At 58.1% G+C, this 24,257-nt stretch carries 17 protein-coding genes; 15 read left to right on the top strand and 2 right to left on the bottom strand.

Annotated features, from left to right (window positions below; genetic code table 11):
* The first annotated feature begins 145 nt into the window (after positions 1-145).
* On the top strand, positions 146-1,414 hold the full coding sequence (locus CJU81_RS01350; protein ID WP_088378425.1) for a malic enzyme-like NAD(P)-binding protein: 1,269 nt from the start codon (positions 146-148) through the stop codon (positions 1,412-1,414).
* Between the two features lie 212 nt (positions 1,415-1,626).
* The gene (locus CJU81_RS01345) at positions 1,627-3,654 is read left to right on the top strand and encodes a lipase family protein (RefSeq protein WP_254924744.1); all 2,028 of its coding nucleotides are present in this window, start codon (positions 1,627-1,629) and stop codon (positions 3,652-3,654) included.
* A 49-nt stretch (positions 3,655-3,703) separates the two neighbouring features.
* Here CJU81_RS01345 and CJU81_RS01340 read toward each other — a convergent pair whose 3' ends face one another.
* Complete coding sequence (locus CJU81_RS01340) at positions 3,704-6,127, bottom strand: penicillin-binding protein 1A (protein WP_441007396.1); 2,424 nt, start codon at positions 6,125-6,127, stop codon at positions 3,704-3,706.
* A 205-nt stretch (positions 6,128-6,332) separates the two neighbouring features.
* Here CJU81_RS01340 and pilM point away from each other — a divergent pair, with 205 nt between their 5' ends.
* The 11 genes from pilM (at position 6,333) to hemE (ending at position 21,237) form a co-directional block, all read left to right on the top strand.
* The gene (pilM, locus tag CJU81_RS01335) at positions 6,333-7,295 is read left to right on the top strand and encodes a type IV pilus biogenesis protein PilM (RefSeq protein WP_095035209.1); all 963 of its coding nucleotides are present in this window, start codon (positions 6,333-6,335) and stop codon (positions 7,293-7,295) included.
* Positions 7,295-7,861 (top strand): PilN domain-containing protein, encoded by a 567-nt coding sequence (locus tag CJU81_RS01330; protein WP_095035208.1) that lies wholly within the window; start codon positions 7,295-7,297, stop codon positions 7,859-7,861. Before pilM ends, CJU81_RS01330 begins: the two co-directional genes overlap by 1 nt.
* The gene (locus tag CJU81_RS01325; protein ID WP_254924743.1) at positions 7,858-8,481 is read left to right on the top strand and encodes a type 4a pilus biogenesis protein PilO; all 624 of its coding nucleotides are present in this window, start codon (positions 7,858-7,860) and stop codon (positions 8,479-8,481) included. The genes CJU81_RS01330 and CJU81_RS01325 overlap by 4 nt, the downstream gene beginning before the upstream one ends.
* A complete protein-coding gene (locus CJU81_RS01320; RefSeq protein WP_095035207.1) occupies positions 8,478-9,005 on the top strand; it encodes a pilus assembly protein PilP in 528 nt (175 codons plus the stop codon). Before CJU81_RS01325 ends, CJU81_RS01320 begins: the two co-directional genes overlap by 4 nt.
* 12 nt (positions 9,006-9,017) lie before the next feature.
* Positions 9,018-10,349 carry a type IV pilus secretin PilQ gene (locus CJU81_RS01315; protein ID WP_095035206.1) on the top strand — a complete coding sequence of 444 codons (1,332 nt, stop codon included), beginning with the start codon at positions 9,018-9,020 and terminating at the stop codon, positions 10,347-10,349.
* A gap of 4 nt (positions 10,350-10,353) precedes the next feature.
* On the top strand, positions 10,354-10,872 hold the full coding sequence (gene aroK / locus CJU81_RS01310; RefSeq protein WP_095035205.1) for a shikimate kinase AroK: 519 nt from the start codon (positions 10,354-10,356) through the stop codon (positions 10,870-10,872).
* A gap of 129 nt (positions 10,873-11,001) precedes the next feature.
* A complete protein-coding gene (gene aroB, locus CJU81_RS01305; RefSeq protein ID WP_095028008.1) occupies positions 11,002-12,102 on the top strand; it encodes a 3-dehydroquinate synthase in 1,101 nt (366 codons plus the stop codon).
* Between the two features lie 10 nt (positions 12,103-12,112).
* Entirely contained in the window at positions 12,113-13,684 is a 1,572-nt protein-coding gene (locus CJU81_RS01300) for an AAA family ATPase (protein WP_086799243.1), read from the top strand.
* A 331-nt stretch (positions 13,685-14,015) separates the two neighbouring features.
* Positions 14,016-18,464 carry a glutamate synthase large subunit gene (gltB, locus tag CJU81_RS01290; RefSeq protein WP_095035204.1) on the top strand — a complete coding sequence of 1,483 codons (4,449 nt, stop codon included), beginning with the start codon at positions 14,016-14,018 and terminating at the stop codon, positions 18,462-18,464.
* Between the two features lie 33 nt (positions 18,465-18,497).
* Positions 18,498-19,916: an FAD-dependent oxidoreductase gene (locus tag CJU81_RS01285; protein ID WP_095035203.1), complete on the top strand. Its 1,419-nt coding sequence runs from the start codon at positions 18,498-18,500 to the stop codon at positions 19,914-19,916.
* 253 nt (positions 19,917-20,169) lie between these two features.
* Complete coding sequence (gene hemE / locus CJU81_RS01280) at positions 20,170-21,237, top strand: uroporphyrinogen decarboxylase (protein WP_095000854.1); 1,068 nt, start codon at positions 20,170-20,172, stop codon at positions 21,235-21,237.
* Positions 21,238-21,302: 65 nt separating this feature from the next.
* Here the strand turns inward: hemE and CJU81_RS01275 are convergent, their stop codons facing one another.
* Entirely contained in the window at positions 21,303-22,550 is a 1,248-nt protein-coding gene (locus tag CJU81_RS01275) for an MFS transporter (RefSeq protein ID WP_441007395.1), read from the bottom strand.
* A 152-nt stretch (positions 22,551-22,702) separates the two neighbouring features.
* On the opposite strand from CJU81_RS01275, the gene CJU81_RS01270 reads away from it, so the two are divergent.
* Positions 22,703-23,602, top strand: coding sequence for a LysR family transcriptional regulator (locus CJU81_RS01270; RefSeq protein WP_095035201.1), 900 nt, complete (start codon positions 22,703-22,705; stop codon positions 23,600-23,602).
* A gap of 134 nt (positions 23,603-23,736) precedes the next feature.
* A complete protein-coding gene (locus CJU81_RS01265) occupies positions 23,737-24,042 on the top strand; it encodes a type II toxin-antitoxin system RelE/ParE family toxin (RefSeq protein WP_095035200.1) in 306 nt (101 codons plus the stop codon).
* Positions 24,043-24,257 lie beyond the last annotated feature (215 nt).

Genomic DNA, 24,257 nt, shown 5'->3' with positions numbered 1-24,257 from the left:
CCAGCCCTTGTGGGGCGCGGCTCTTGGGCCAAAGTCGTAAGGTAAAGGCCTTGACACTGCTGACTGGCCAGTCTTGTCGGGACTTTGCGACACGCGTATGCTCGGCGATTCGTCTGTCCAACAGCAAAAAAAGCGGAATGCCCACATGTCTGATTTGAAAACTGCCGCTCTCGAATACCATGCACAGCCACGTCCAGGCAAACTGAGTGTCGAGCTTACCAAACCTACCGCTACTGCCCGCGATCTAGCGCTGGCATACAGCCCGGGTGTAGCCGAACCAGTGCGCGAAATCGCCCGCGACCCTGAACTGGCCTACAAGTACACCGGCAAGGGCAACCTGGTAGCCGTGATCTCTGATGGTACTGCTATTCTGGGCCTGGGTAATCTTGGCCCATTGGCCTCCAAACCTGTTATGGAAGGCAAAGGCGTGTTGTTCAAGCGCTTTGCCGGTATCGATGTATTCGACATCGAAGTCGATTCCGAGAGCCCACAGGCTTTCATCGACACCGTAAAACGCATCTCCATCACCTTCGGCGGCATCAACCTCGAAGACATCAAGGCACCTGAGTGCTTTGAGATCGAACGTGCTCTGATCGAGCAGTGCGATATCCCTGTATTCCATGATGACCAGCACGGCACTGCTATCGTGACCGCGGCCGGCATGATCAACGCCCTGGAAATCGCTGGCAAAACCCTGGCTGATGCCAAGATCGTTTGCCTGGGTGCCGGTGCTGCAGCCATCTCCTGCATGAAATTGCTGGTGAGCATGGGCGCAACCATCGAAAACATCTACATGATCGACCGTACCGGTGTGATCCACTCCGGCCGTGACGACCTGAACCAGTACAAGTCGGCATTCGCCCACGCTACCGAGAAGCGCACCCTGGCTGACGCCATGGACGGCGCTGACGTGTTCGTTGGTCTGTCGGGTCCAAACCTGCTGAGCGCTGAAGACCTGCTGCGCATGGCGCCTAACCCGATCGTGTTCGCGTGCTCGAACCCTGATCCGGAGATCTCCCCGGAACTGGCTCACGCCACCCGTAACGACGTGATCATGGCCACTGGCCGTTCGGACTACCCGAACCAGGTCAACAACGTACTGGGCTTCCCGTTCATCTTCCGTGGTGCACTGGACGTTCGCGCCAAGCGCATCAACGAAGAAATGAAAATCGCTGCGGCCAACGCACTGCGTGAACTGGCCAAACTGCCAGTGCCACAAGAAGTGTGTGACGCTTACGGCGGTATCAAGCTGGAATTCGGTCGTGAATACATCATCCCGAAACCAATGGATGCGCGCCTGATCACCCTGATCTCCGATGCAGTGGCCAAGGCTGCCATCGAGACCGGTGTTGCAACCCTGCCATACCCGAAAAATTACCCGCTCAAGAGCGTGGATGACGTCTTCAACGGTTAACTCCGTATAGCGTCACAATAAAAGCCCCGGTGCTGTTGAAGCGTCGGGGCTTTTTAGTATCTGTAATACAAATCCTGACAAAAGAAACTCCAGTATTTTCCCTGCATGAAAATAAGAATATTCCTACATTATTTTGCGCATAGTTCCATTAGCGTCAGCCCCTTCTGAGGGGACTTTGTTTTGAAGTGGACCCTCGTTTTCAGGAACCATGGATGTTCACTTATCTGCGCAAAAAACGTTACAACCAGACCAGTTTTCAATTGATTGATGAGCAGGGTTCAAAAAAATCCTATGCGGGGTTGGCCTTTGAGTTGGTCGATCAAGACGGGATAAAACACAGTGGCAATCTGGATGCCGCCGGGGTTGGCAGGGCTGCCGGGCATGTGGTCGGGCCTGTTGTTGTCATGTTCAGGCAGCTGCATGACGCCAGTAATGACCTCTATTCGCGCTTGATGGTTCGCAAGCATTACCCCCTCCAGATCACTGAACTGCAGGTCAGGGCCGAGCACACCCGATACCTCAATACAGAAGGTTCCCGCCCGCAGAAAAAGCCGTCATATATCAATGCAAATTCTGACTATTACCAAGTTGAAGTACGACATCTGGTCGAGCATGTTTCGCACTTGCCACCTGAAGTGGCCAGCCATTATCCGGTGCAGTGCAGGCCGTTCGGCGTGAGCCTGGCCGAAGGTCGTCATACCGTGTTGCAAGTACGACCCTTGCGGGCTCTGTGCCCGCTACTGTCAACGGACCCGCAGTTTTGCACGCTTAACCTCTACCAATTGGCGTTGATGGCTACGCTGGGTAATTGCCCTTTTGGCCACCCTGCTGGCAAGTCGGGTGTGTCAACGCCCGGTGGGGAATTGAGCATGGTGGACTGGCAGGTCAGCCCGGAGCAATCAAAGGCCTATTACCCTTTATATGAAGATGTGCAGTACTCCAGGCGCTTGGAGATTGTGCCGTTCGACCCCGTGCTGTACCCGTCTATTGACTCTCTTTCAGGGCGTGGTCAGGAGACCCCTTCATCGGTTCATTTTCGCGGTGATGTCCGCTTTGGGGCAGAAGGTACCAGCGCGCAGGCCTTTGTGACCCATAACGATAAAGTCATCGTGATTGCTGTTCGGAGTAGTGGTTCGTGGTCGCAATTGTCGCGCAATGCGGATGTGCGCCAAGTGCCCTTTGAAGAGGGCGAAGGCCACGTGCACGGCGGGTTTTACGATGCTGCCCGGCAAGTTTATGAGCTTGCTGATAGCTATCTGGACAAATTTTACGCCGGGCAAAAAGTACTGGTTTGTGGTCACAGCCAGGGCGGTGCCATTGGTTTGATTCTTGCTCAAATGTTGCACAAGTTGCGGGCTTGTGACGTGCAGCTTTACACCTACGGTGCCCCACGTGCCGCTGACCAGGCTTTTGTGCGCGCAGCGCAGGGGCTAGTGCATCAGCGCATGGTCAACCATGACGACCCGATCCCCGGGGTTCCTGCAACCTGGATGAATAGCTCGTTGTCGGCCTATCACGCAGGCAGGGTACTCAGCTTTAAAAATGTGCCAGCAGGCTTTGGGGTATTTGTGGCGGGCCTGAACCAGCTGATCGGGGAGCCTTATCAGCATCACGGCACCTTGCGCCACTTCATGCCGGTTGAGTTTGGTCAGGGGCAGATGTCCCATATTCTGTGGGAGCCGCTCAGCGAGACTGTCACCCAGCATGCTGTAAGCCGTGCGGTACTTGAGCAAAAAAATGCAGCGCCGGAAACAGGCGCGCAACTCAAGCAACTGGTCGATATCAGCCAGCAGTTTATGGTCGACAGTTATATTCCCAGCTGTTGGGCGGCCTTGCGTCGCAGCCAGCAAGCGCTGCAGGCACGGCGCTCGCTGGTGACCGAGTGTGAGGTGTTGTTTGTGGATCAGGCGTTTGAACACATCGCACAACAACTGAGGGTTAGATACCGAGAGGAAATGACCTGTGCGGGCAGTACATTTGAAGAGCAAGTACGAACCATGAACCTGCTTATGCGTGAGATGGGCAATGTGCATAACACCCGTAAGCGCCTGTATGCGTTGCGCTTCAAGGTGCCCGGCGGGACAGATGTATATGGTCGGTATGCCTCGCAACCTTCGGTACTGGCCGAAAGCCTGGCGCGCTGGGAGGCCCATAGCGAAAGTACCCGAATCGATCAACTGGCCATGGCACCGGTGGATCAATTGATCGAAGGGAAGCGGACCGTGGGGAAGCTTGCTTGAAGCGGCCAGCAGCAAGCGCTCTTCAGCTTGCCGCCGGCGACTCTGTTCATCAGAACAGATCTATTGGTGCACCGTCATCTGCTGGCAGTGGGCTGCCCGGTGCTACGCTGTTGCCCAGCTCACTGTTGGTCGGCGGGGTGTCTTCGCTCTTGAACAGTTCAAAGTAGGCGCCAGGCGTGCCTGGAGAGGCGATACGTCCGCTGGACGGATCAATCCGCAGGCTGAGGATGCCTTCGGGCTCTGGCTGCGTATGGGCTGGCTTGCCTTTGAGCGCGCCACCCATGTACGTCATCCAGATCGGCAAAGCCACGGTGCCGCCGTATTCGCGACGACCCAGGCTTTCAGGCTGGTCGAAACCGGTCCATACGGTGGTGACATAATCGGCGTTGTAGCCGGAGAACCACGCATCCTTGGATTCGTTGGTAGTACCGGTTTTACCTGCCAGATCGGTGCGGCCTAGTGCAAGGGCGCGGCGGCCGGTGCCGAGCTTGATCACGTCCTGCAGCATGCTGGTGAGGATGTAAGTGGTGCGTCCGTCGACAATCCGCTCGGCTACCGCCTGCGTCTCCACAGTCGGCAGGCCGGGTGCGGCATTGATGGTGTCAATGGTCAGCGCTGCGGCTTCTGGCGGCACATCCTTGCTGTCGGCTTTAGGCACGCTTGGCGGGTTGGCCACGAACAGGGTCTCGCCATTGCGGCTTTCAATCTTGTCGATCAGATACGGCGTGATCTTGTAGCCGCCGTTGGCGAACGTGCTCCAGCCGGTGGCAATTTCCATTGGCGTCAGGGTGGCAGTACCCAGGGCCAGCGACAGGTTGCGTGGCAAGTCCTGTTTGTTGAAGCCGAACTTGCTGATGTAGTCGATGGTGCGGTCGACACCCAGGCTTTGCAACAAGCGGATCGAGACCAGGTTGCGCGACTTGTACAGTGCTTCGCGCACGCGGATCGGGCCGAGGAAGGTGTTGGTGTCGTTCTTCGGGCGCCAGACTTTGTCCAGGTACTCATCGACAAACACGATTGGTGCGTCGTTGACCAGGGTGGCGGCAGTGTAGCCGTTATCCAGTGCGGCGCTGTAAATGAACGGTTTGAAGCTCGAGCCCGGTTGGCGCTTGGCCTGCATCGCCCGGTTGTAGTTGCTTTGCTCAAAGGCGAAACCGCCCACCAGCGCGCGAATGGCGCCGTTATCCGGGTCCAGCGATACCAGCGCGCCCTGTACGGTGGGCACCTGGCTGAATTTGTAGCTGCCATCGGTCTGCGGCTGTACCCGAATCAGATCGCCGACCTGGACCACATCCGAAGGCTGTTTGGGCATCGGCCCCATGCTGTTGGTGTTGAGGAACTTGCGCGCCCATTTCATGGTGTTCCAGGCTACGTGAGCCTCACCGGTGCGGGTCAGTACCTGAATGCCGTCTTTGTCGACCTGGGTCACAATGGCCGGCTCAAGACCGCTTATCGGGCGTTGCTTTGACAGTTCCTGCGTCCACACGGCCAGTGTCTTGCCCGGCAGACGCGATTCCGGTCCGCGGTAGCCGTGACGCTGGTCATAGGCAATCAGGCCTTCGTGCACGGCGGTATTGGCCAGTTCCTGAAGATCGCTTGGCACCGTGGTAGTGACACGGAAACCTTCGGTGTAGGCATCGCTGCCGTAGCGTCCGACCATTTCGGCACGGGCCATTTCGGCGATGTAAGGCGCGCTCACTTCCGGGGTTGGCACGTGGTAGCTGGCGTTTACAGGCTCGGCGATCGCCGCTTCATAGCTGGCCTGATCGATTTTGCCCAGCTTGTACATACGGCCCAGGATCCAGTCGCGACGCTCTTTGCTGCGCACCGGGTTGGCCAGCGGGTTAAATCGTGAAGGGGCTTTGGGCAGGCCGGCGATCATCGCCATCTGCGCCAGGCTCAGGTCGCGGATCGATTTGCCGTAGTAAACCTGGGCAGCGGATTCGATACCGTAAGCGCGGTTGCCCAGGTAAATCTTGTTCACGTACAGCTCAAGGATTTCGTCCTTGGTCAGCTCGCGTTCAATTTCCAGAGCCAGCAGGATTTCGTTGGTCTTGCGCGAAAAGCTGCGCTCGCTGGAGAGGAAGTAGTTCTTCGCCACTTGCATGGTGATGGTGCTGCCACCTGATTGTATGTGTCCGCTTTTTACCAGTTGGGTAGCGGCACGCATCAGGCTGCTCGGGTCGACCCCGTAATGATTGGCGAAGTTGTCGTCCTCTGCAGAGAGCAGGGCGTTGATGAAATTGGGCGGAATGTCGGCGAACTTGATCGGTGAGCGGCGCATTTCGCCAAACTCTGCGATCAATTTTCCGTCGCTGGTGTAGACCCGCAAAGGAATCTGCAACTGGATGCTTCTCAACGACTCTACAGACGGCAAGCCAGGACTAAGATAGAGAAACGCGCCGCTTAACACGAGCAACAGCCCGCAGAACACGGCAACGAAAGACCACCCGAAAAACTTCAGCAGACGAATCAAGGCTTTTGGATTTCCAGATCAAGAAATGGGTTTGCACGTCAGGGTAGTGCGCAGTTGCGCCGGGTCGACGATACGGAAAAAACGCCCGGCATTATAAGCATTTTTCGCTCATGAACGTCATGAGCCGCATGTCAGAACAGGTTTTGCACGGATCTCATTTTTTACCCTCCGTAAGTTACGGATTGCATTAGGGAAAACAAAGGTGCCCGGATTATTACCTCAAACACGTCATCGTTGCGTCGGCGTAGAAATCAGTCAGCAGGCGATCAAACTCGTCGAGTTGAGCCGTTCGCGGGGCCGGTTCAAGCTTAAGGCTTATGCCGTGGCGCCGTTGCCAGCCGGGCTTATGGATAATCAGACCGGCGCAGAGGCGAAAAGTGTCGTTGCAGTGCTTCTAAGGGCACTGGAGAAGGCGCAGGTGCTGGCCAGAGATGCCATCATCGCGGTGCCCGATGGGGAGGTTATCAGCAAAACTCTGGAAGTGGAGGCAGGCTTGAGCGAAGTCGAGCTTGAGCTTCATGTACGGCTTGAGGCGGAGCAGTACATACCCTGTGCGCTGGACGACATGGCGCTGGACTTCGAGGTTCAAGGCCACTTGCCGGGCAATCCCGGGCTGGTCAGCGTGCTGTTCGTGGCGTGTCGTCAGGAGGTGCTGGAGTGGCATCGCTCAATCTTGACCAGTGCCGGACTGACCCCGCGAGTGGTTGCTGTGCAGGCCCATGCTCTGGCGCGGGGTGTTCAGGCAATGAGCGCAGGCCTGGCACTGGATGCAGCCGTGGCGGTGCTCGACCTTGCACCCCATGCAAGTGTGCTTAGCATTGTGCGGCAGGACGAGGTTATCTACTCCCGAGAACTGCTTGCGGGGCAGGCGACTGCTGCGGAGCAAGTCTTCAAAACCACGATTGTCGAATATCTGGAGCGCGAGCTTGAGCTCTTTGCCGAGTCCGGTGTTGACGGGCTGGTCGGCATGATCGTATTGGCCGGCGAGGCGGCCGCGGATCCGGGGTTGGTGCAGTGGGTTGAATCCCGTCTTGGTATGCCAACCTGCATTGCCAACCCATTTGCGCTGATGGACCTTGATCCCGCGCTTGCCCCTGAAGCCTTGCATTGCGATGCGCCGGTGTTGTTGACTGCCTGCGGCCTGGCCTTGAGGGGGTTCGATTAATGGCGAGAATCAATTTGTTACCTTGGCGCGCGTTGTTGCGTGAACAGCGGCGCAGGCGTTTTTTGGTGGTGTTGGCGGTTTTGTCTGTATTGGCCCTGGCCGGTCTGTTTGCTGCTGACCACTTTATCGACACATTGGTAGAGCGCCAGCTGGAGCGCAATGATCTGATCCGCAGCGCCACGTTCCAGCTCGATGGCCGTGCGGAGCAGATCGACCAGTTGAAGGTGCGCCGTGAGCAATTGCTGGAGCGTATGCAAACAATAGGCACGCTGCAGGCCAGCCGCTCGAGCAGCGGAATAATTCTGGAGCAGTTGGCGCGAAGTTTGCCGGAGGGTGTGTATTTCACCGACGTGAAAATGACCGAGGGCAGCATTGTCATCACGGGAGTTGCCCAGACCAATAATCTTGTCGCCCAGCTGATGCGAAATCTCGATGCTTCGCACTGGCTGGAAACGCCACAACTCAATGACGTCAAGGCAGACCCTGCCCAGGCTGGTGGGCAGGAGCGACTGTTTCAGATGACCGTGCGTGAAGCCAGGCACACCCCTGCCGGGGGGGCGCTATGATGCCTGCGCATTGGCTCGAAAGCCTGCGCAGTTTCGACCTGCGTGAATTGCACTTTGGCAACGCCGGAGCCTGGTCGCCAACACGCAAAACAGCCGTGGCTCTGGTGTGGCTGGGCCTGATGCTGATGTCGGGTTATGCACTGCTGTTTCACCTGTCGGTTACACGGCTGCAACAGCTGCACGAGGGTCAGGTCACGCTAAAGGCGGCGTTTGATTCCAGAGCCGCACAGGTTGCCGATCTGGATGCCTATGTGCTGCAAGTACACAGGCTGGAGGCCGGGTTAAGTGCGTTGCTCAAGCAATTGCCCGCTCAGCCACAAGTGCCAGAGCTGCTTGATGAGATCTCGCAGTTGGGCCAGGGCAACGGTCTGCTGGTCGAGCATATTCAGTGGCTCCCCGAAGTCCTGCAAACGTTCTATGCCGAGCTGCCGCTGCACATGACCCTTGTCGGGGGGTATCACGAACTTGGCCTCTTTGTCAGCGCCATGGCCAGCCTGCCGCGCATTGTCACTTTGCATGACGTCACACTTGCGCCAATCAATGATACGGGTGACGGCCAGTTGCGCATGACACTGCTGGCAAGGGCCTACCGCACCCACGATCAAGGACTGATCCCATGAGTGTTTTTTTGCGAGTGTTTGGCGCCGGTTTGCTGGCAAGCCTGACGGGGTGTGATAACCCGCAGACTACTGTCGAGCTGCATAGCTATTTGCAGGCCGAGCAAAGGCATGCAAACGCTGCCATTGAGCCACTCCCCGTGATCAGTGCTGCGCCTGTATTTACATACGGTGCGACGGCGTTGCGCAATCCCTTTCAGGCCATACCGGGGCGAGGGGCTGGCAGTTGGCAGGTCAGCCTTGCGGGCGATGAGTCTGACGCGGATCGGCCCCGGGAGTTTCTGGAAGGCTTTGATCTGGAACAGTTCGAGATGGTTGGCACGCTGTCCAGTGAGCTGCAGACAAACGCATTGCTGCGGGCCAATGGGGTTATTCACCGCTTGAAAGTGGGGGATTATCTGGGGCGCAACAATGGCCAGGTTTCTTCGATCCAGGCGCAGCAGATTGAAGTATTTGAACTGATTACCGATGGTCGGGGCGGTTGGCTGGAAAGGTCCCTGACGATCCCTTTAAAGCAACAGTCTTAACGGATAAACACCATGAAAAGGATTTCACCGGTCTGCGTACTGGCGCTATGGAGTGCGCTGAATTCGCAGTCAACGCTGGCGGCTGGACAGGCCTCGCCGTCATCCATCGCAAGCCCGCAGTATGTGGGCGAACCAATGTCCTTGAACGTTCAGAACCTTGAAGTGCGCACGGTGCTGCAATCGCTGGCGGATTTTACCGGGTTCAACCTGATGGTCAGCGACACCGTAAAGGGCAGCATAACCCTCAGTTTGCAGGATGTGCCTTGGGATCAGGCGCTGGATCTGGTGCTTAAAAGCAAGGGGCTGGGCAAGCACCTTGAAGGCAATGTGCTGTTGATCGCGCCCCTGGACGAGATCGCTGCCCGCGAGCGTCCCGAGCCTGCGCCGTTGCGTCGGGAGCTGGTGCAGGTCAATTACGCCCGGGCGGCAGATATTGCCATGCTGTTCCAGTCAGTGACCGGCGGCCAGCCGGGTACTGAGGGGCAGGGTACGATCACCGTGGATGAACGCACCAATAACATCATTGCCTTTGAATCAAGTGAACGGCTGGATGAGTTGCGGCGCATCGTCGCTCAACTGGATGTGCCGGTGCGTCAGGTGATGATTGAGGCCTGGATTGTCGAAGCAGGTGTGGACTTCGAAAAAAGCCTGGGTGTTCGTTGGGGGGGAGGGCTAAACAATGGCGGCATCTGGAAAGCCAGTGGTATCACCCTGCCTGAGGCGTCCGGGGCTGGGGCGGGTAACGTCAGTGCGCCCTTTGTTGACTTGGGTGTTTCGCGAAATACCTCCGGCTTGGGCATCGCCTTCGTCACCAACAATGTGTTGCTGGATCTGGAGCTGACGGCCATGGAAAAGACAGGCAATGGTGAAATCATCTCGCAGCCCAAGGTCGTTACCGCGGACAAGGAAACCGCCAAAATCCTTAAAGGCACACAAATTCCCTATCAGCAGGCCAGCAAGACCGGGGCCACATCAGTTTCGTTCAAGGAGGCCTCACTGTCGCTGGAGGTGACGCCGCAAATTACCCCTGACAACAGCGTGATCATGGCCGTCGTGGTGACCAAGGATGAGCCTGATTACATGAGCAAGCTGCAGGATGTGCCGCCCATCAAGAAGAACGAGGTCAGGGCCAAAGTACTGGTAAAGGACGGCGAAACCATCGTGATTGGAGGAGTGTTCTCAAAAACTCAAAGCAAAGTGGTAGATAAAGTGCCATTTTTGGGCGATCTGCCGTATGTTGGCCGACTTTTCCATAGAGACGTTGTCCTGGAAAAAAAATCCGAACTGCTGGTGTTCCTGACTCCGCGTATCATGAACAACCAGGCGATTGCTGTGAGTCATTGATTCTGTGCGAAATTTGATTCTTGTTGGGCCAATGGGGGCTGGAAAAAGCACCATCGGACGTTTGCTGGCCAAAGAGCTGCACCTGCCGTTCAAAGATTCCGATAAGGAAATTGAAGTGCGCACGGGTGCCAATATCCCGTGGATCTTCGATAAAGAAGGCGAGCCGGGCTTTCGCGATCGTGAAACAGCCATGATTGTTGAGCTGTGCCATGAAAATGGCATTGTGCTGGCGACCGGTGGTGGCGCGGTCATGCGTCCGCAAAATCGGCAGGCGCTGCGCAATGGCGGGCGCGTGGTGTATTTGCACGCTTCCATTGAACAGCAGGTGGCGCGTACTTCCCGTGATCGCAACCGGCCATTGCTGCGCAACGCCAATCCGGAAAAAATCCTGCGCGACCTGTTGGCCGTGCGCGACCCGCTTTATCGGGAAATCGCTGACCTGGTGGTTGAAACCGATGAACGGCCACCGCGCATGGTGGTGCTCGATATTCTTGAGCGCCTGGCCCAGCTTCCTCCCCGGTAGTCGCTGCGCAGACCATTAAAGTGCGATACGAAATGCGCTATTCTCGGCGCAGAGCATGCCTTTCATGGCATGCCATCACTTGATAATTGCGAAGCAGGGCGCAGGCGCCGTGCTTCAACGCGGGGTTTCATGCAGACAGTGAAGGTTGATCTAGGCGAGCGTAGCTACCCGATTCATATTGGCGAAGGTTTGTTGGATCAGCCGCAGTTGCTGGCTCCGCACATCGCCGGTCGCCAGGTGGCGATTGTGACCAACACCACGGTTGCGCCACTCTATCTTGAGCGTTTGACTCGTAGCCTTGCGCAGTTTTCGGTATTGCCGATCATCCTGCCCGATGGCGAGTCGTTCAAAAACTGGGAAACCCTGCAACTGATTTTCGATGGTCTGCTTACCGCTCGCCATGATCGACGTACTACGGTGATTGCATTGGGCGGCGGTGTTGTCGGCGATATGGCCGGTTTTGCAGCGGCTTGTTACCAGCGCGGCGTCGACTTTATCCAGGTACCGACCACTTTGCTGTCCCAGGTGGATTCGTCGGTGGGCGGTAAAACCGGCATCAACCATCCGCTGGGCAAGAACATGATCGGTGCGTTCTATCAGCCCAACCTGGTGCTGATTGATACCCAGACCCTCAACACCCTGCCTGCCCGCGAACTGTCTGCAGGGCTGGCTGAAGTCATCAAGTACGGCCTGATTTGCGATGAGCCGTTCCTGACCTGGCTTGAAGACAATATGGATGCATTGCGATCCCTGGACCAGACCGCCCTGACGGCTGCGATACAGCGTTCGTGTGCGGCCAAAGCTGAAGTGGTGGGTGCCGATGAGCGCGAGTCGGGCGTGCGTGCCACGCTCAACCTGGGGCATACCTTTGGCCATGCCATCGAAACCCATATGGGCTACGGCGTGTGGCTGCATGGCGAGGCCGTCGCTGCGGGCACCGTGATGGCGCTGGAAATGTCCGCCCGTCTGGGCTGGATCAGCAATGCAGAGCGTGATCGCGGCATTCGCATTTTTCAGCGCGCCGGCTTGCCGGTGGTACCGCCCAGCGAAATGACCCCCGCCGACTTTATGCAACACATGGCAGTAGATAAAAAAGTGATCGACGGTCGTATGCGGCTGGTGCTTTTGCGCCACATGGGCGAAGCCACAGTGACTGACGATTATCCACAAGAGGTTCTACAAGCCACGCTGGGTGCGGATTACCGCGCACTGGCTCAGCTTAAAGGTTAATAAGATCCCGATGACTAGTTTGCATGCCGACGAGGCGTTCCTCGGTCACTTCCAGCTCAACCACGATCCCTTTGCGCCGCGGGTTCCGGGCTTCAAGTTTTTCCCGGCCCAGCGCAAGCCGGTGCTGGGGCAGTTGCATCACCTTGCCCGCTATAGCCAGTTGCTGCTGGTTGTCACCGGCCCTGAAGGCAGTGGCAAAACCTTGCTGCGCCAGGCATTGGTGGCGAGCACCAACAAGCAGTCGGTACAGAGTGTTGTGGTCTCGGCGCGAGGGGCTGGCAATGCTGCTGGCATCTTGCAGCAAGTGGCACAAACGCTGAACGTTGCCCGTGCAGACGTAGGCTCCATCCTGGCCCAAGTGGTGCAATTGGCGCTGACCGGGCAGGAAGTCTACTTGCTGGTTGATGACGCCGAGCAGCTTGACGAATCTGCGCTGCAAGCCTTGCTGGCGCTGGCTGCAGGCACGCCGGAAGGCCGTCCGCATGTGTTCCTGTTCGGTGAGCCGTCGATGATTGCCGGTCTTGAGGAACTGAGCGCTGATGAAGAGCGCTTCCATGTGATCGACCTGCAGCCCTATGACCTCGAAGAAACCCGCGAGTACCTGGCCCAGCGTCTTGAAGGTGCCGGGCGCGGGATCGAACTCTTTAGCGCTCAGCAGATCTCAGATATACACGAGAGCTCCGAAGGCTGGCCCGGGATTATCAACCAGGTCGCCCGCGATGCAATGATCGAAGCCATGATTGCCAGCCGCTCAGCGGTCAAGCGTCCAAGTATGGGGTTCAAGATGCCGAAGAAACACGTATTGGCCATTGGTGCAGTAGTGGTAGTGGCCGTCGCTGCTGCCGTTCTGATTCCGGGTCGCAGCAAGGCGCCTACGGCGCCGGGTACTGAACAGACACAATTGGGCCAGGCCGCGCCGAACAGCGGTGCCCAGCCGTCGGTTGATTTCGCCGGCTCTTCGCAGCCGATGCCGTTGCCGCTGGTTGGGCAATCGCAGCCGGTTATGCGCGGCCCGCTGGCTGAAGCAGCCGGTGGTATCGCTGAAGGCGACGATGGCGGTGTGCCAGCGGTTGATGGCGGCGTAGCTTCGCCACCGACCGTCACCACCACCGCGCCACCGGTTGGCGTGCCAGCGGGTCCTGCGCCTGTAGCCACGCCGCGCCCGACACCGGCTCCAACCGTTGCTACTGCCAAACCAGCACCTGCACCAGTTGCCAAACCCGCTCCAGCACCGGCCGCCAAGCCTGTGGTCAAGCCAGCCGAGAAGCCAGTCACCCTGGCCAAGGCCGCACCGGGCGGTAGCTGGTACAGCAGTCAGCCTGCCAATAACTATGTGGTGCAGATCGTCGGCACCAGTTCTGAAGCGTCTGCACAAAATGTCGCCAAAGAACTGGGCGGCGATGCTCGTTACTTCAAGAAAACCTTGAATGGCAAGCCACTGTACGTCGTCACCTATGGCAACTTCCCGAGCCATGCTGCAGCAACTGCAGCAATCAAGAACTTGCCAGCGAAGACTCAGGCTGGTAAACCTTGGCCTCGCACTGTCGCCAGCGTTCAAAAAGAGCTGGCTACAGCTCGCTGATGATCCGGCGACCTTACCCAGGTCGCCGTTCTAGCACATCAAATCCCTGCTTGTGCATACGTGCTTTCCAAGACGTGTGCCTTGTGGTGTCTGCGCCGCGCAGCAGTCGACATCAAAAATGTTTTGACTAGCACGAGCAATCGCTTTAAACCTTTCATAAATGCGACACGAACTTACGGTTAATCGCCGCTAAATTTGTGGGTCTTTGTGACGGTGTGTAGAATGACCACCCTTTTGCCCCTGCCAAGCTGGCGTACGTTCAGCGCGGGAGCAAGTGGTTGAATTAAAAGAAATTTGCCCCTTTTTGGGGCAGCCTGGTGAGAAAGTGTCTATGAAAGCAGGTCTGTACCACCCCGATGAATTCAAGGATAACTGTGGTTTCGGCCTGATTGCCCACATGCAGGGCGAACCCAGTCATACCCTTCTGCAAACCGCCATTGAAGCCCTGACCTGTATGACCCACCGCGGTGGGATCAACGCAGACGGCAAGACCGGTGACGGTTGTGGCCTGCTGATTCAAAAGCCTGACCTGTTCCTGCGTGCAACCGCCAAGGAACAGTTCGGTACCGATTTGCCCAAGCAATACGCGGTCGGCATGGTGTTTTTCAACCAGGACCCGATCAAGGCCGAAGCGGCCCGCAGCAACATGAATCGCGAGATTCTTGCTGCCGGCCTGCAACTGGTTGGCTGGCGCAAAGTGCCGATCGACACCAGCGTTCTGGGCCGTCTGGCGCTGGAGCGTCTGCCGCAGATCGAGCAAGTGTTTATCGCAGGCGATGGCCTGAGCGATCAGGACATGGCAATCAAATTGTTCAGCGCCCGCCGCCGCTCGTCGGTGAGCAACGCGGCTGACAGCGATCACTACATCTGCAGCTTTTCCCACAAGACCATCATTTATAAAGGCCTGATGATGCCGGCGGACCTCACCGCCTTTTATCCGGACCTGAGTGATGAGCGCCTGCAAACCGCGATCTGCGTGTTCCACCAGCGCTTTTCCACCAATACCCTGCCGAAATGGCCGCTGGCTCAGCCATTCCGCTTTCTCGCCCACAACGGCGAGATCAATACCATTACCGGCAACCGCAACTGGGCCCAGGCCCGTCGTACCAAGTTCGCCAACGATCTGATCGGCGACCTCGACGAACTCGGCCCGCTGGTCAACCGCGTGGGTTCGGACTCCTCCAGCATGGACAACATGCTGGAGTTGATGGTCACCGGCGGCATCGACCTGTTCCGTGGCGTACGCATGCTGATTCCACCGGCGTGGCAGAACGTTGAAACCATGGACCCCGACCTGCGGGCGTTCTATGAGTACAACTCCATGCACATGGAACCGTGGGACGGCCCGGCCGGAGTGGTAATGACCGACGGTCGTTACGCGGTCTGCCTGCTCGACCGTAACGGCCTGCGCCCGGCGCGCTGGGTGACCACCACCAACGGCTATATCACCATCGCCTCGGAAATCGGCGTATGGGACTACAAGCCTGAAGACGTGATCGCCAAAGGCCGTGTCGGCCCGGGCCAGATTCTGGCCGTGGACACCGAAACCGGTCAGGTGCTGGACACTGACTCCATCGACAACCGCCTCAAGTCGCGCCACCCGTACAAGCAGTGGCTGCGCAAGAATGCCCTGCGCATTCAGGCGACGATGGAAGACAACGACCACGGTTCGGCGTTTTACGACGTCGATCAGCTCAAGCAATACATGAAGATGTATCAGGTCACGTTCGAAGAGCGCGACCAGGTGCTGCGCCCGTTGGGCGAGCAGGGCTATGAAGCCGTAGGTTCGATGGGCGATGACACGCCAATGGCCGTGCTGTCCCAACGTGTTCGCACGCCGTACGACTACTTCCGCCAGCAGTTCGCGCAGGTCACCAACCCGCCGATCGACCCGCTGCGTGAAGCCATCGTGATGTCGCTGGAAATCTGCCTCGGTGCCGAGCGCAACATCTTTCAGGAATCCCCGGAGCACGCTTCCCGTGTGATCCTCAGCTCGCCGGTTATCTCGCCCGCCAAATGGCGTTCGCTGATGAACCTCGACCTGCCGGGCTTTGAGCGTCAGATCATCGACCTCAACTACGACGAGAGCCTTGGCCTGGAAGCGGCCGTGCGCAATATCGCCGATCAGGCCGAAGAAGCCGCGCGCGCCGGTCGCACCCAGATCGTTCTGAGCGACCGTCATATCGCGCCGGGCAAGTTGCCGGTTCACGCCTCTTTGGCTGTGGGCGCCGTGCATCACCGCCTGACCGAAAAAGGTCTGCGTTGCGATAGCAACATCCTGGTCGAAACCGCTACTGCCCGTGACCCGCATCACTTCGCGGTGCTGATCGGCTTCGGTGCCTCGGCGGTTTACCCGTTCCTGGCCTACGAAGTGCTGGGCGACCTGATCCGTACCGGTGAAGTACTGGGCGACCTTTATGAGGTGTTCAAGAACTACCGCAAAGGCATCACCAAAGGCCTGCTCAAGATCCTGTCGAAAATGGGTATCTCGACCATCGCTTCGTACCGTGGTGCGCAGTTGTTCGAAGCCATCGGCCTGTCCGAAGAAATTTGCGAACTGAGCTTCCGTGGCGTGCCAAGCCGTATCAAGGGCGCACGTTTCGTCGACCTTGAAGCCGAGCAAAAGCTGCTCGCAGCCGAGGCCTGGAGCGCGCGCAAGCCGATCCAGCAAGGCGGTCTGCTCAAGTACGTACACGGTGGTGAGTACCACGCCTACAACCCGGATGTAGTGGCCACCCTGCAAGCCGCCGTGCAACAGGGCGACTACAGCAAGTTCAAGGAATACACCGCACTGGTCGACAAACGCCCGGTGTCGATGATCCGCGATCTGTTCAAGGTCAAGACCCTCGACACACCACTGTCGATCGACGATATCGAACCGCTGGACTCGATCCTCAAGCGTTTCGACTCGGCCGGTATTTCCCTGGGCGCCTTGTCACCAGAGGCTCACGAAGCCCTGGCCGAAGCCATGAACCGCTTGGGCGCACGCTCCAACTCCGGTGAAGGCGGCGAAGACCCGGCGCGTTATGGCACCATCCGCAGCTCGAAAATCAAGCAAGTGGCCACTGGCCGTTTCGGTGTGACGCCGGAATACCTGGTCAATGCCGAAGTGCTGCAAATCAAGGTTGCGCAAGGCGCCAAGCCGGGCGAAGGCGGGCAACTGCCGGGTGGCAAGGTCAACGGCCTGATCGCCAAACTGCGTTACGCCGTACCGGGTGTCACCCTGATTTCGCCACCGCCGCATCACGACATCTATTCCATCGAAGACTTGTCGCAGCTGATCTTTGACTTGAAACAAGTCAACCCGAAAGCGCTGGTATCGGTGAAGCTGGTAGCAGAAGCGGGCGTAGGCACCATCGCCGCAGGCGTGGCCAAGGCGTATGCCGACCTGATCACCATCTCCGGCTATGACGGCGGCACCGGCGCATCGCCGCTGACCTCCATCAAGTACGCGGGTGCACCGTGGGAGCTGGGCCTGGCTGAAACCCACCAGACCCTGCGCGGCAATGACCTGCGCGGCAAAGTGCGGGTGCAAACCGACGGCGGCCTGAAAACCGGTCTGGACGTGATCAAGGCCGCGATCCTGGGCGCTGAAAGCTTCGGCTTCGGCACCGCGCCAATGATCGCACTGGGCTGCAAATACCTGCGTATTTGCCACCTCAACAACTGTGCAACCGGCGTTGCGACGCAAAACGAATCGCTACGTAAAAACCACTACATCGGCACTGTCGACATGGTGGTCAACTTCTTCACCTACGTGGCCGAAGAAACCCGTGAGTGGCTGGCCAAGCTGGGCGTGCGCACCCTGGAAGAGCTGATCGGGCGCACCGACCTGCTGGAAATCCTCCAGGGCGAAACCGCCAAGCAGCATAACCTGGACCTCACGCCACTGCTGGGCAGCGACCATATCCCGGCCGACAAGCCACAGTTCTGCCAGGTAGACCGCAACCCGCCGTTCGACAAAGGTCTGCTGGCCGAGCAGATGCTCGACATGGCGCACTCGGCGATCAACGACATGAGCGGTGCCGAGTTTGACCTCGATATCTGCAACTGCGACCGTTCGATTGGTGCCCGTATCTCGGGTGAGATCGCCCGTACCCACGGTAACCAGGGCATGGCCAAGGCGCCTATCACCTTCCGCTTCAAAGGCACTGCCGGTCAGAGCTTTGGTGTGTGGAACGCCGGTGGTTTGCACATGTACCTGCAAGGCGATGCCAACGATTACGTAGGTAAAGGCATGACCGGCGGCAAGCTGGTCATTGTCCCGCCTGCAGGCAGCGTCTACAAAACTCAGGACAGTGCGATTGTCGGCAATACCTGCCTGTATGGCGCCACCGGCGGCAAGCTGTTTGCAGCGGGCACGGCGGGCGAGCGTTTCGCCGTGCGTAACTCCGGTGCCCACACCGTGGTGGAAGGCACAGGCGATCACTGCTGCGAATACATGACCGGTGGTTTTGTCTGCGTGCTGGGTAAAACCGGTTACAACTTCGGCTCGGGCATGACCGGCGGTTTCGCCTACGTGCTGGATCAGGACAACACCTTCGTCGACAAGGTTAACCACGAGCTGGTGGAAATCCAGCGGATCAGTGGCGAAGCGATGGAGGCCTACCGTAATCACCTGCAACACGTGCTGGACGAATACGTTGAGGAAACCAACAGCGAGTGGGGTCGCAACCTCTCGGAAAACCTCGATGATTACCTGCGTCGTTTCTGGATGGTCAAGCCCAAGGCTGCCAGCTTGAAATCGTTGCTTTCCAGCATCCGTGCCAACCCGCAGTGATATGCGCCTGAAAAGTTTGATGAGGTTTTAACCATGGCTGAACGTCTGAGTAACGACTTCCAGTTCATCGATGTCGGGCGCAAAGATCCGAAGAAGAAACTGTTACGTCAACGCAAAAAAGAGTTCGTGGAAATCTACGAGCCCTTCAAACCCCAGCAGTCGGCCGAGCAGGCCCACCGCTGCCTGGGCTGTGGCAACCCGTACTGTGAATGGAAATGCCCTGTGCATAACTTCATTCCCAACTGGCTCAAGCTGGTGTCCGAGGGCAACATCCTCGCGGCTGCCGAGCTGTCGCACCAGACCAACACCCTGCCCGAAGTGTGCGGCCGGGTGTGCCCGCAAGACCGTCTGTGCGAGGGTGCCTGCACCCTCAACGACGGGTTTGGCGCGGTGACCATCGGTTCGGTCGAGAAATACATCACCGACACGGCGTTCGCCATGGGCTGGCGCCCTGACATGTCCAAGGTCGTGCCGACCGGCAAGCGTGTGGCCATCATCGGTGCGGGCCCTGCAGGCCTGGGTTGTGCCGACGTGCTGGTGCGTGGCGGGGTCACTCCGGTGGTGTTCGACAAGAACCCGGAAATCGGCGGTCTGCTGACCTTCGGCATCCCCGAGTTCAAGCTGGAAAAAACCGTACTGAGCCACCGTCGCGAAGTCTTCACCGGCATGGGTATCGAGTTCCGCCTCAATACCGAAATCGGCAAGGACATCAGCATGGAACAGCTGCTGGCCGAGTACGACGCCGTCTTTATGGGCATGGGCACCTACACCTACATGAAAGGTGGTTTTGCCGGTGAAGACCTGCCGGGCGTGCACGACGCCCTGGATTTCCTGATCGCCAACGTCAACCGCAACCTGGGCTTTGAAAAGTCGCCGGAAGATTTCGTCGACATGAAAGGCAAAAAGATTGTGGTGCTCGGCGGCGGTGACACGGCCATGGACTGCAACCGTACCTCGATTCGCCAGGGCGCCAAATCGGTGACCTGTGCTTACCGTCGTGACGAAGCCAACATGCCGGGTTCGCGCAAAGAGGTGAAGAACGCCAAGGAAGAAGGTGTGAAGTTCCTCTACAACCGTCAGCCGATTGCCATCGTTGGTGAAGGCAAGGTTGAAGGCGTGAAGGTGGTCGAGACCCGTCTTGGCGAGCCGGATGCCCGTGGCCGCCGCAGCCCTGAGCCGATTCCGGGTTCAGAAGAGATCATCCCGGCAGACGCCGTGATCATCGCGTTTGGTTTCCGTCCAAGCCCGGCGTCGTGGTTTGAGCAGTTCGATATCCAGACCGACAGCCAGGGCCGTGTGATTGCACCCGAGCAGTCGCAGTTCAAGCACCAGACCAGCCACCCGAAGATTTTTGCCGGTGGTGACATGGTGCGCGGTTCTGACCTGGTGGTGACCGCGATCTTCGAAGGCCGCACTGCGGCTGAAGGGATCATGGATTACCTGGGCGTCTGATCACTTTCCCGAATGGGAATGAGATCAAAATGTGGGAGCGAGCTTGCTCGCGATATCGACAGATCATTCAGTGCAGATGCTGAATGTGAAGCCCTTATCGCGAGCAAGCTCGCTCCCACAGTTGTTTCGCGGTGTTGCCAAATAAGGCGTTAAACCGCTACAAATCGACCCGATAGATAAAAGGCACGGCACTTGCCGTGCCTTTTGCGTCCGTCTCTGAGAAAATGCCCCCACTTTTTTTCCGGATGCTGACATGACTGTTCTCAAGAATGACCGTTTCCTTCGCGCTTTGCTCAAGCAACCCGTAGACGTAACGCCTGTCTGGATGATGCGTCAGGCCGGTCGCTACCTGCCGGAGTACCGCGCCAGCCGTGCCAAGGCCGGCGACTTCATGAGCCTGTGCAAGAACGCCGAATTCGCCTGTGAAGTCACCATGCAGCCTCTGGACCGCTTCCCGCAGCTGGATGCGGCGATCCTGTTTTCGGACATCCTGACCATCCCCGATGCCATGGGCCAAGGCCTGTACTTCGAAACGGGTGAAGGCCCGCGCTTCAAAAAGGTCGTCAGCACCCTGGCCGACATCGAAGCACTGCCCATCCCTGATCCGCAAAAAGATCTCGGCTACGTGATGAACGCAGTCAGCACCATCCGCAAAGAACTTAATGGCCGTGTGCCATTGATCGGCTTCTCCGGCAGCCCGTGGACGCTGGCCACTTATATGGTTGAAGGCGGCTCGTCCAAGGACTTCCGCAAAACCAAGGCCATGCTCTACGACACCCCGCAAGCCATGCACTTGCTGCTCGACAAGCTGGCGCAGTCGGTCACGTCTTACCTCAATGGCCAGATCCTGGCGGGCGCACAGGCTGTACAGATCTTCGATACCTGGGGCGGCAACCTGTCGGCTGCGGCCTATCAAGAATTTTCCCTGGCCTATATGCGCAAAATCGTCAGCGGCCTTATCCGCGAACACGAAGGCCGCAAAGTACCGGTCATCCTGTTCACCAAAAATGGTGGCTTGTGGCTTGAAAGCATCGCCGATGCTGGCGCTGATGCACTGGGCCTGGACTGGACCTGCGACCTGGGCGAAGCCCGCCGTCGTGTCGGCAACAAGGTTGCGCTGCAAGGCAACATGGACCCGACCGTGCTGTACGCCAACCCGGAGGCGATCCGCACTGAGGTCAAGCGCATCCTGGCCAGCTACGGCAACGGTTCGGGCCATGTGTTCAACCTGGGTCACGGCATCACCCCGGAAGTGAAACCGGAACACGCGGGTGCCTTTATCAGCGCGGTGCATGAATTCTCTGGTCAATATCACCAGTAATTCGTCGGATTAAAAAAGCCCGGCTCCTTTTCAGGAACCGGGCTTTTTTGTGCGTCGCACAAGGCTCAGGCGCTTTTCACATTCCCTGGCAGCACCGGCAGCCGGGCCAGATGCAGCGACACCAACAGCGCAACCACCAGCATGCCGATGATAAACGAGCCGATCCCGTTCCAGCCCGCCAGGTGCCAGAACACACCACCCAGGGTACCGGCCACGCTCGATCCGGCGTAATAGCTGAACAGATACAAAGATGACGCCTGGCCCTTGGCCTTGGTCGCCCGGCGGCCGATCCAGCTGCTGGCCACCGAATGGGCACCGAAGAAACCGAACGTGAACATCAGCATGCCGATAATCACAAATGCGATGGGGGTGAGCATGGTCAGGGCGATACCGGCCAGCATCAGCACAATCACGGCCCAGAGCACGCGACGGCGGCCCAGCTTGTCAGCCAGTGCGCCAATCTGCGCCGAGCTGTAGATGCCCGACAGATAAACGATGGACAGCAGGCCGACCAGCGCCTGGTTCATGTTGTACGGGTCAGCCAGCAGGCGATAGCCGATGTAGTTGAACAGCGTGACAAAGCTGCCCATCAGCAGGAAGGCTTCGAGAAACAGCCACGGCAGGCCGGCATCGCGAAAATGCATGGTGAACCCGTCGAGCAGGCTGCGCGGATTCATCGAGCGAGGGCGGAAATTACGCGATTCGGGCAGGATTTTTACAAACACCACGGCTGCTGCCAGCGCCAACCCGCCGATCACCAGCATCGCTGTGTGCCAGCTGACAAAGTCGATCAATACACCGCTGATCAGCCGTCCGCTCATGCCGCCAATGGCATTGCCGCCGATATACAGGCCCATCGCCAGGCCGATGTGTTGCGGGTGAATTTCTTCGCTCAGGTAGGTCATGGCCACCGCGGCCAACCCGCTAAGTGACAGGCCCACCAATGCGCGGGTTATCAGCACACCTTCCCAGCTCGGCATCAATGCACTGAGCACGGTAAACAGCGCCGCAGAAAACAGCGCAAACACCATCACCGGCTTGCGCCCGAAGGCGTCGGAAATGGGGCCGGTAATCAACAGACCAATGGCCAGCATCGCTGTGGCCACGGATAGAATGAGACTGCTCTGCGCGGCGTTGATCCCGTATTCATGGGACAACACCGGCATCATCGGTTGCACGCAGTACAACAGGGCAAAGGTCGCGAACCCACCCGAGAACAGGGCCAGCACCGTGCGCATGAACATCGGCGTGCCTTTCTCGATAAACACATCATTAAGCTGAGTAACAACATCATCCAGCGCGGACGGCGGGATCTCGTGGGCGAGGGGTGCAGCAGCAGTTTTCACGGGGACCTCAAATTGCGGTAAAGCCGAACGGCAATGACAAAAGAATATAGGCGGCTAACGATTCTTTCCAATATATTGTTCGACCTGTTTAAGAGGTTTTACGACTTAATGGAGTTTGTATGGAACTTCGCCATTTGCGCTATTTCATTGCCGTTGCCGAAGAGCTGCACTTTGGCCGGGCGGCGCAGGTGCTGGGTATTTCCCAGCCACCGCTAAGCCAGCAAATCCAGGCGCTGGAGCAGGAACTGGGGGCGCGTTTGTTCGATCGCACCAACCGTCGGGTAGCGCTCAGCGAAGCCGGTCGGCTTTTTCTTGAAGAAGCACGGCGGGTGCTGGCCCAGGTCGACAAGGCCGCCGACGTGGCCCGGCGTGCGCAGTTGGGTGAGCTGGGCGAACTGAAGATTGGCTTTACCTCGTCGGCGCCGTTCAACTCCAGCATCCCCCAGGCCATTTTTGCCTTTCGCCAGACATTCCCGGCGGTGCATCTGGACCTCAAGGAAATGAGCAGTCGCGAGGTGGCCGAGGGGTTGGTGGACGAGTCCATCGAAGTCGGCATCATGCGCCCGCTGGCGTTGCCTGATTCCTTGAGCACCGTGGAGCTGTTTCGTGAGCCGTTGGTAGCGGTCATCCGTGCTGACCATCCTCTGGCAGAAGGCAGCGAAGATGGCTTGCAACTGGCGGCATTGGCCGACGAACCCTTTGTGTTTTTCCCGCGCAGTTATGGCAGCGGCTTATATGCGCAATTGCTCAGCCTAGCGCGACAGGCGGGGTTCAGTCCGCACTTTTCCCAGGAAGCGGGGGAGGCCATGACCATTATCGGGCTGGTGTCGGCGGGGTTGGGGGTGTCGGTGCTGCCGGCGTCATTCCAGCATATGCGCATCAAGGGCGTGGTCTATCGGCCGTTGCTGGACCCGGACGCTAACACCGCCGTGTGGCTGGTGCAGCGCAAGGGCAGCAACTCGCCGATGGCGAATGCGTTTGCGCAGTTGCTGACGCGCAAGACCGTGGCCAGGGTCTAGGAATCGTCCTGCGAATGACAGGGACCGTGCTTGTACATGGCCGCCGATGACTGAATCAACAAACTGCTATTTCAGACGAAAGGGAGTGTAATGGGCTGATTCTTCAGGTGTAGCCTTAAGTTTACCTTTTGCGAATGATTGAAATTATTCGCAGTTCTACCTTTTCACGCTGGCTTTCAAACTTGCCCGACAGTCGTGCCCGAGCGCGAATTGCGGTCAGGATTGATCGAATTGCTGAAGGCCATTTGGGTGACACCAAATCACTGGGTGCGGGGTTAAGCGAAGCGCGAATCGATTACGGCCCTGGCTACCGATTGTACTTAATGAAGCATAGTCATCAATGGATCGTTTTATTGTGCGCTGGAGATAAGAACAGTCAAATCCGCGATATCAAGCAAGCCCGGTTGATTGCCAAAGCATTTAAGGAGAGTGAGAGGTGATTGAAACATTCACGCGTTGGGACAGTTCCGAATTCCTCAAGACGGAGGAAGATATCCGGCACTACCTTGAAGCAAGCAGGGACGAAGCTGGAGGTGATCCGGCCTTCATCGCTAAAGCCCTTGGCAGGGTTACCAAGGCGCGCGAGACTCTGAGGGTCCTGGGCAACCAGCCATCGCAGAGCCGGACAGACACAGTGCGATGACAAGCCCGTCTG

It is taken from the genome of Pseudomonas fragi (genome assembly GCF_002269505.1).
Classification (GTDB): Bacteria; Pseudomonadota; Gammaproteobacteria; order Pseudomonadales; family Pseudomonadaceae; genus Aquipseudomonas; species Aquipseudomonas fragi_D.
Note: the sequence above shows the minus strand (reverse complement) of the source record. Positions and strands in the feature narration are given on the sequence as shown.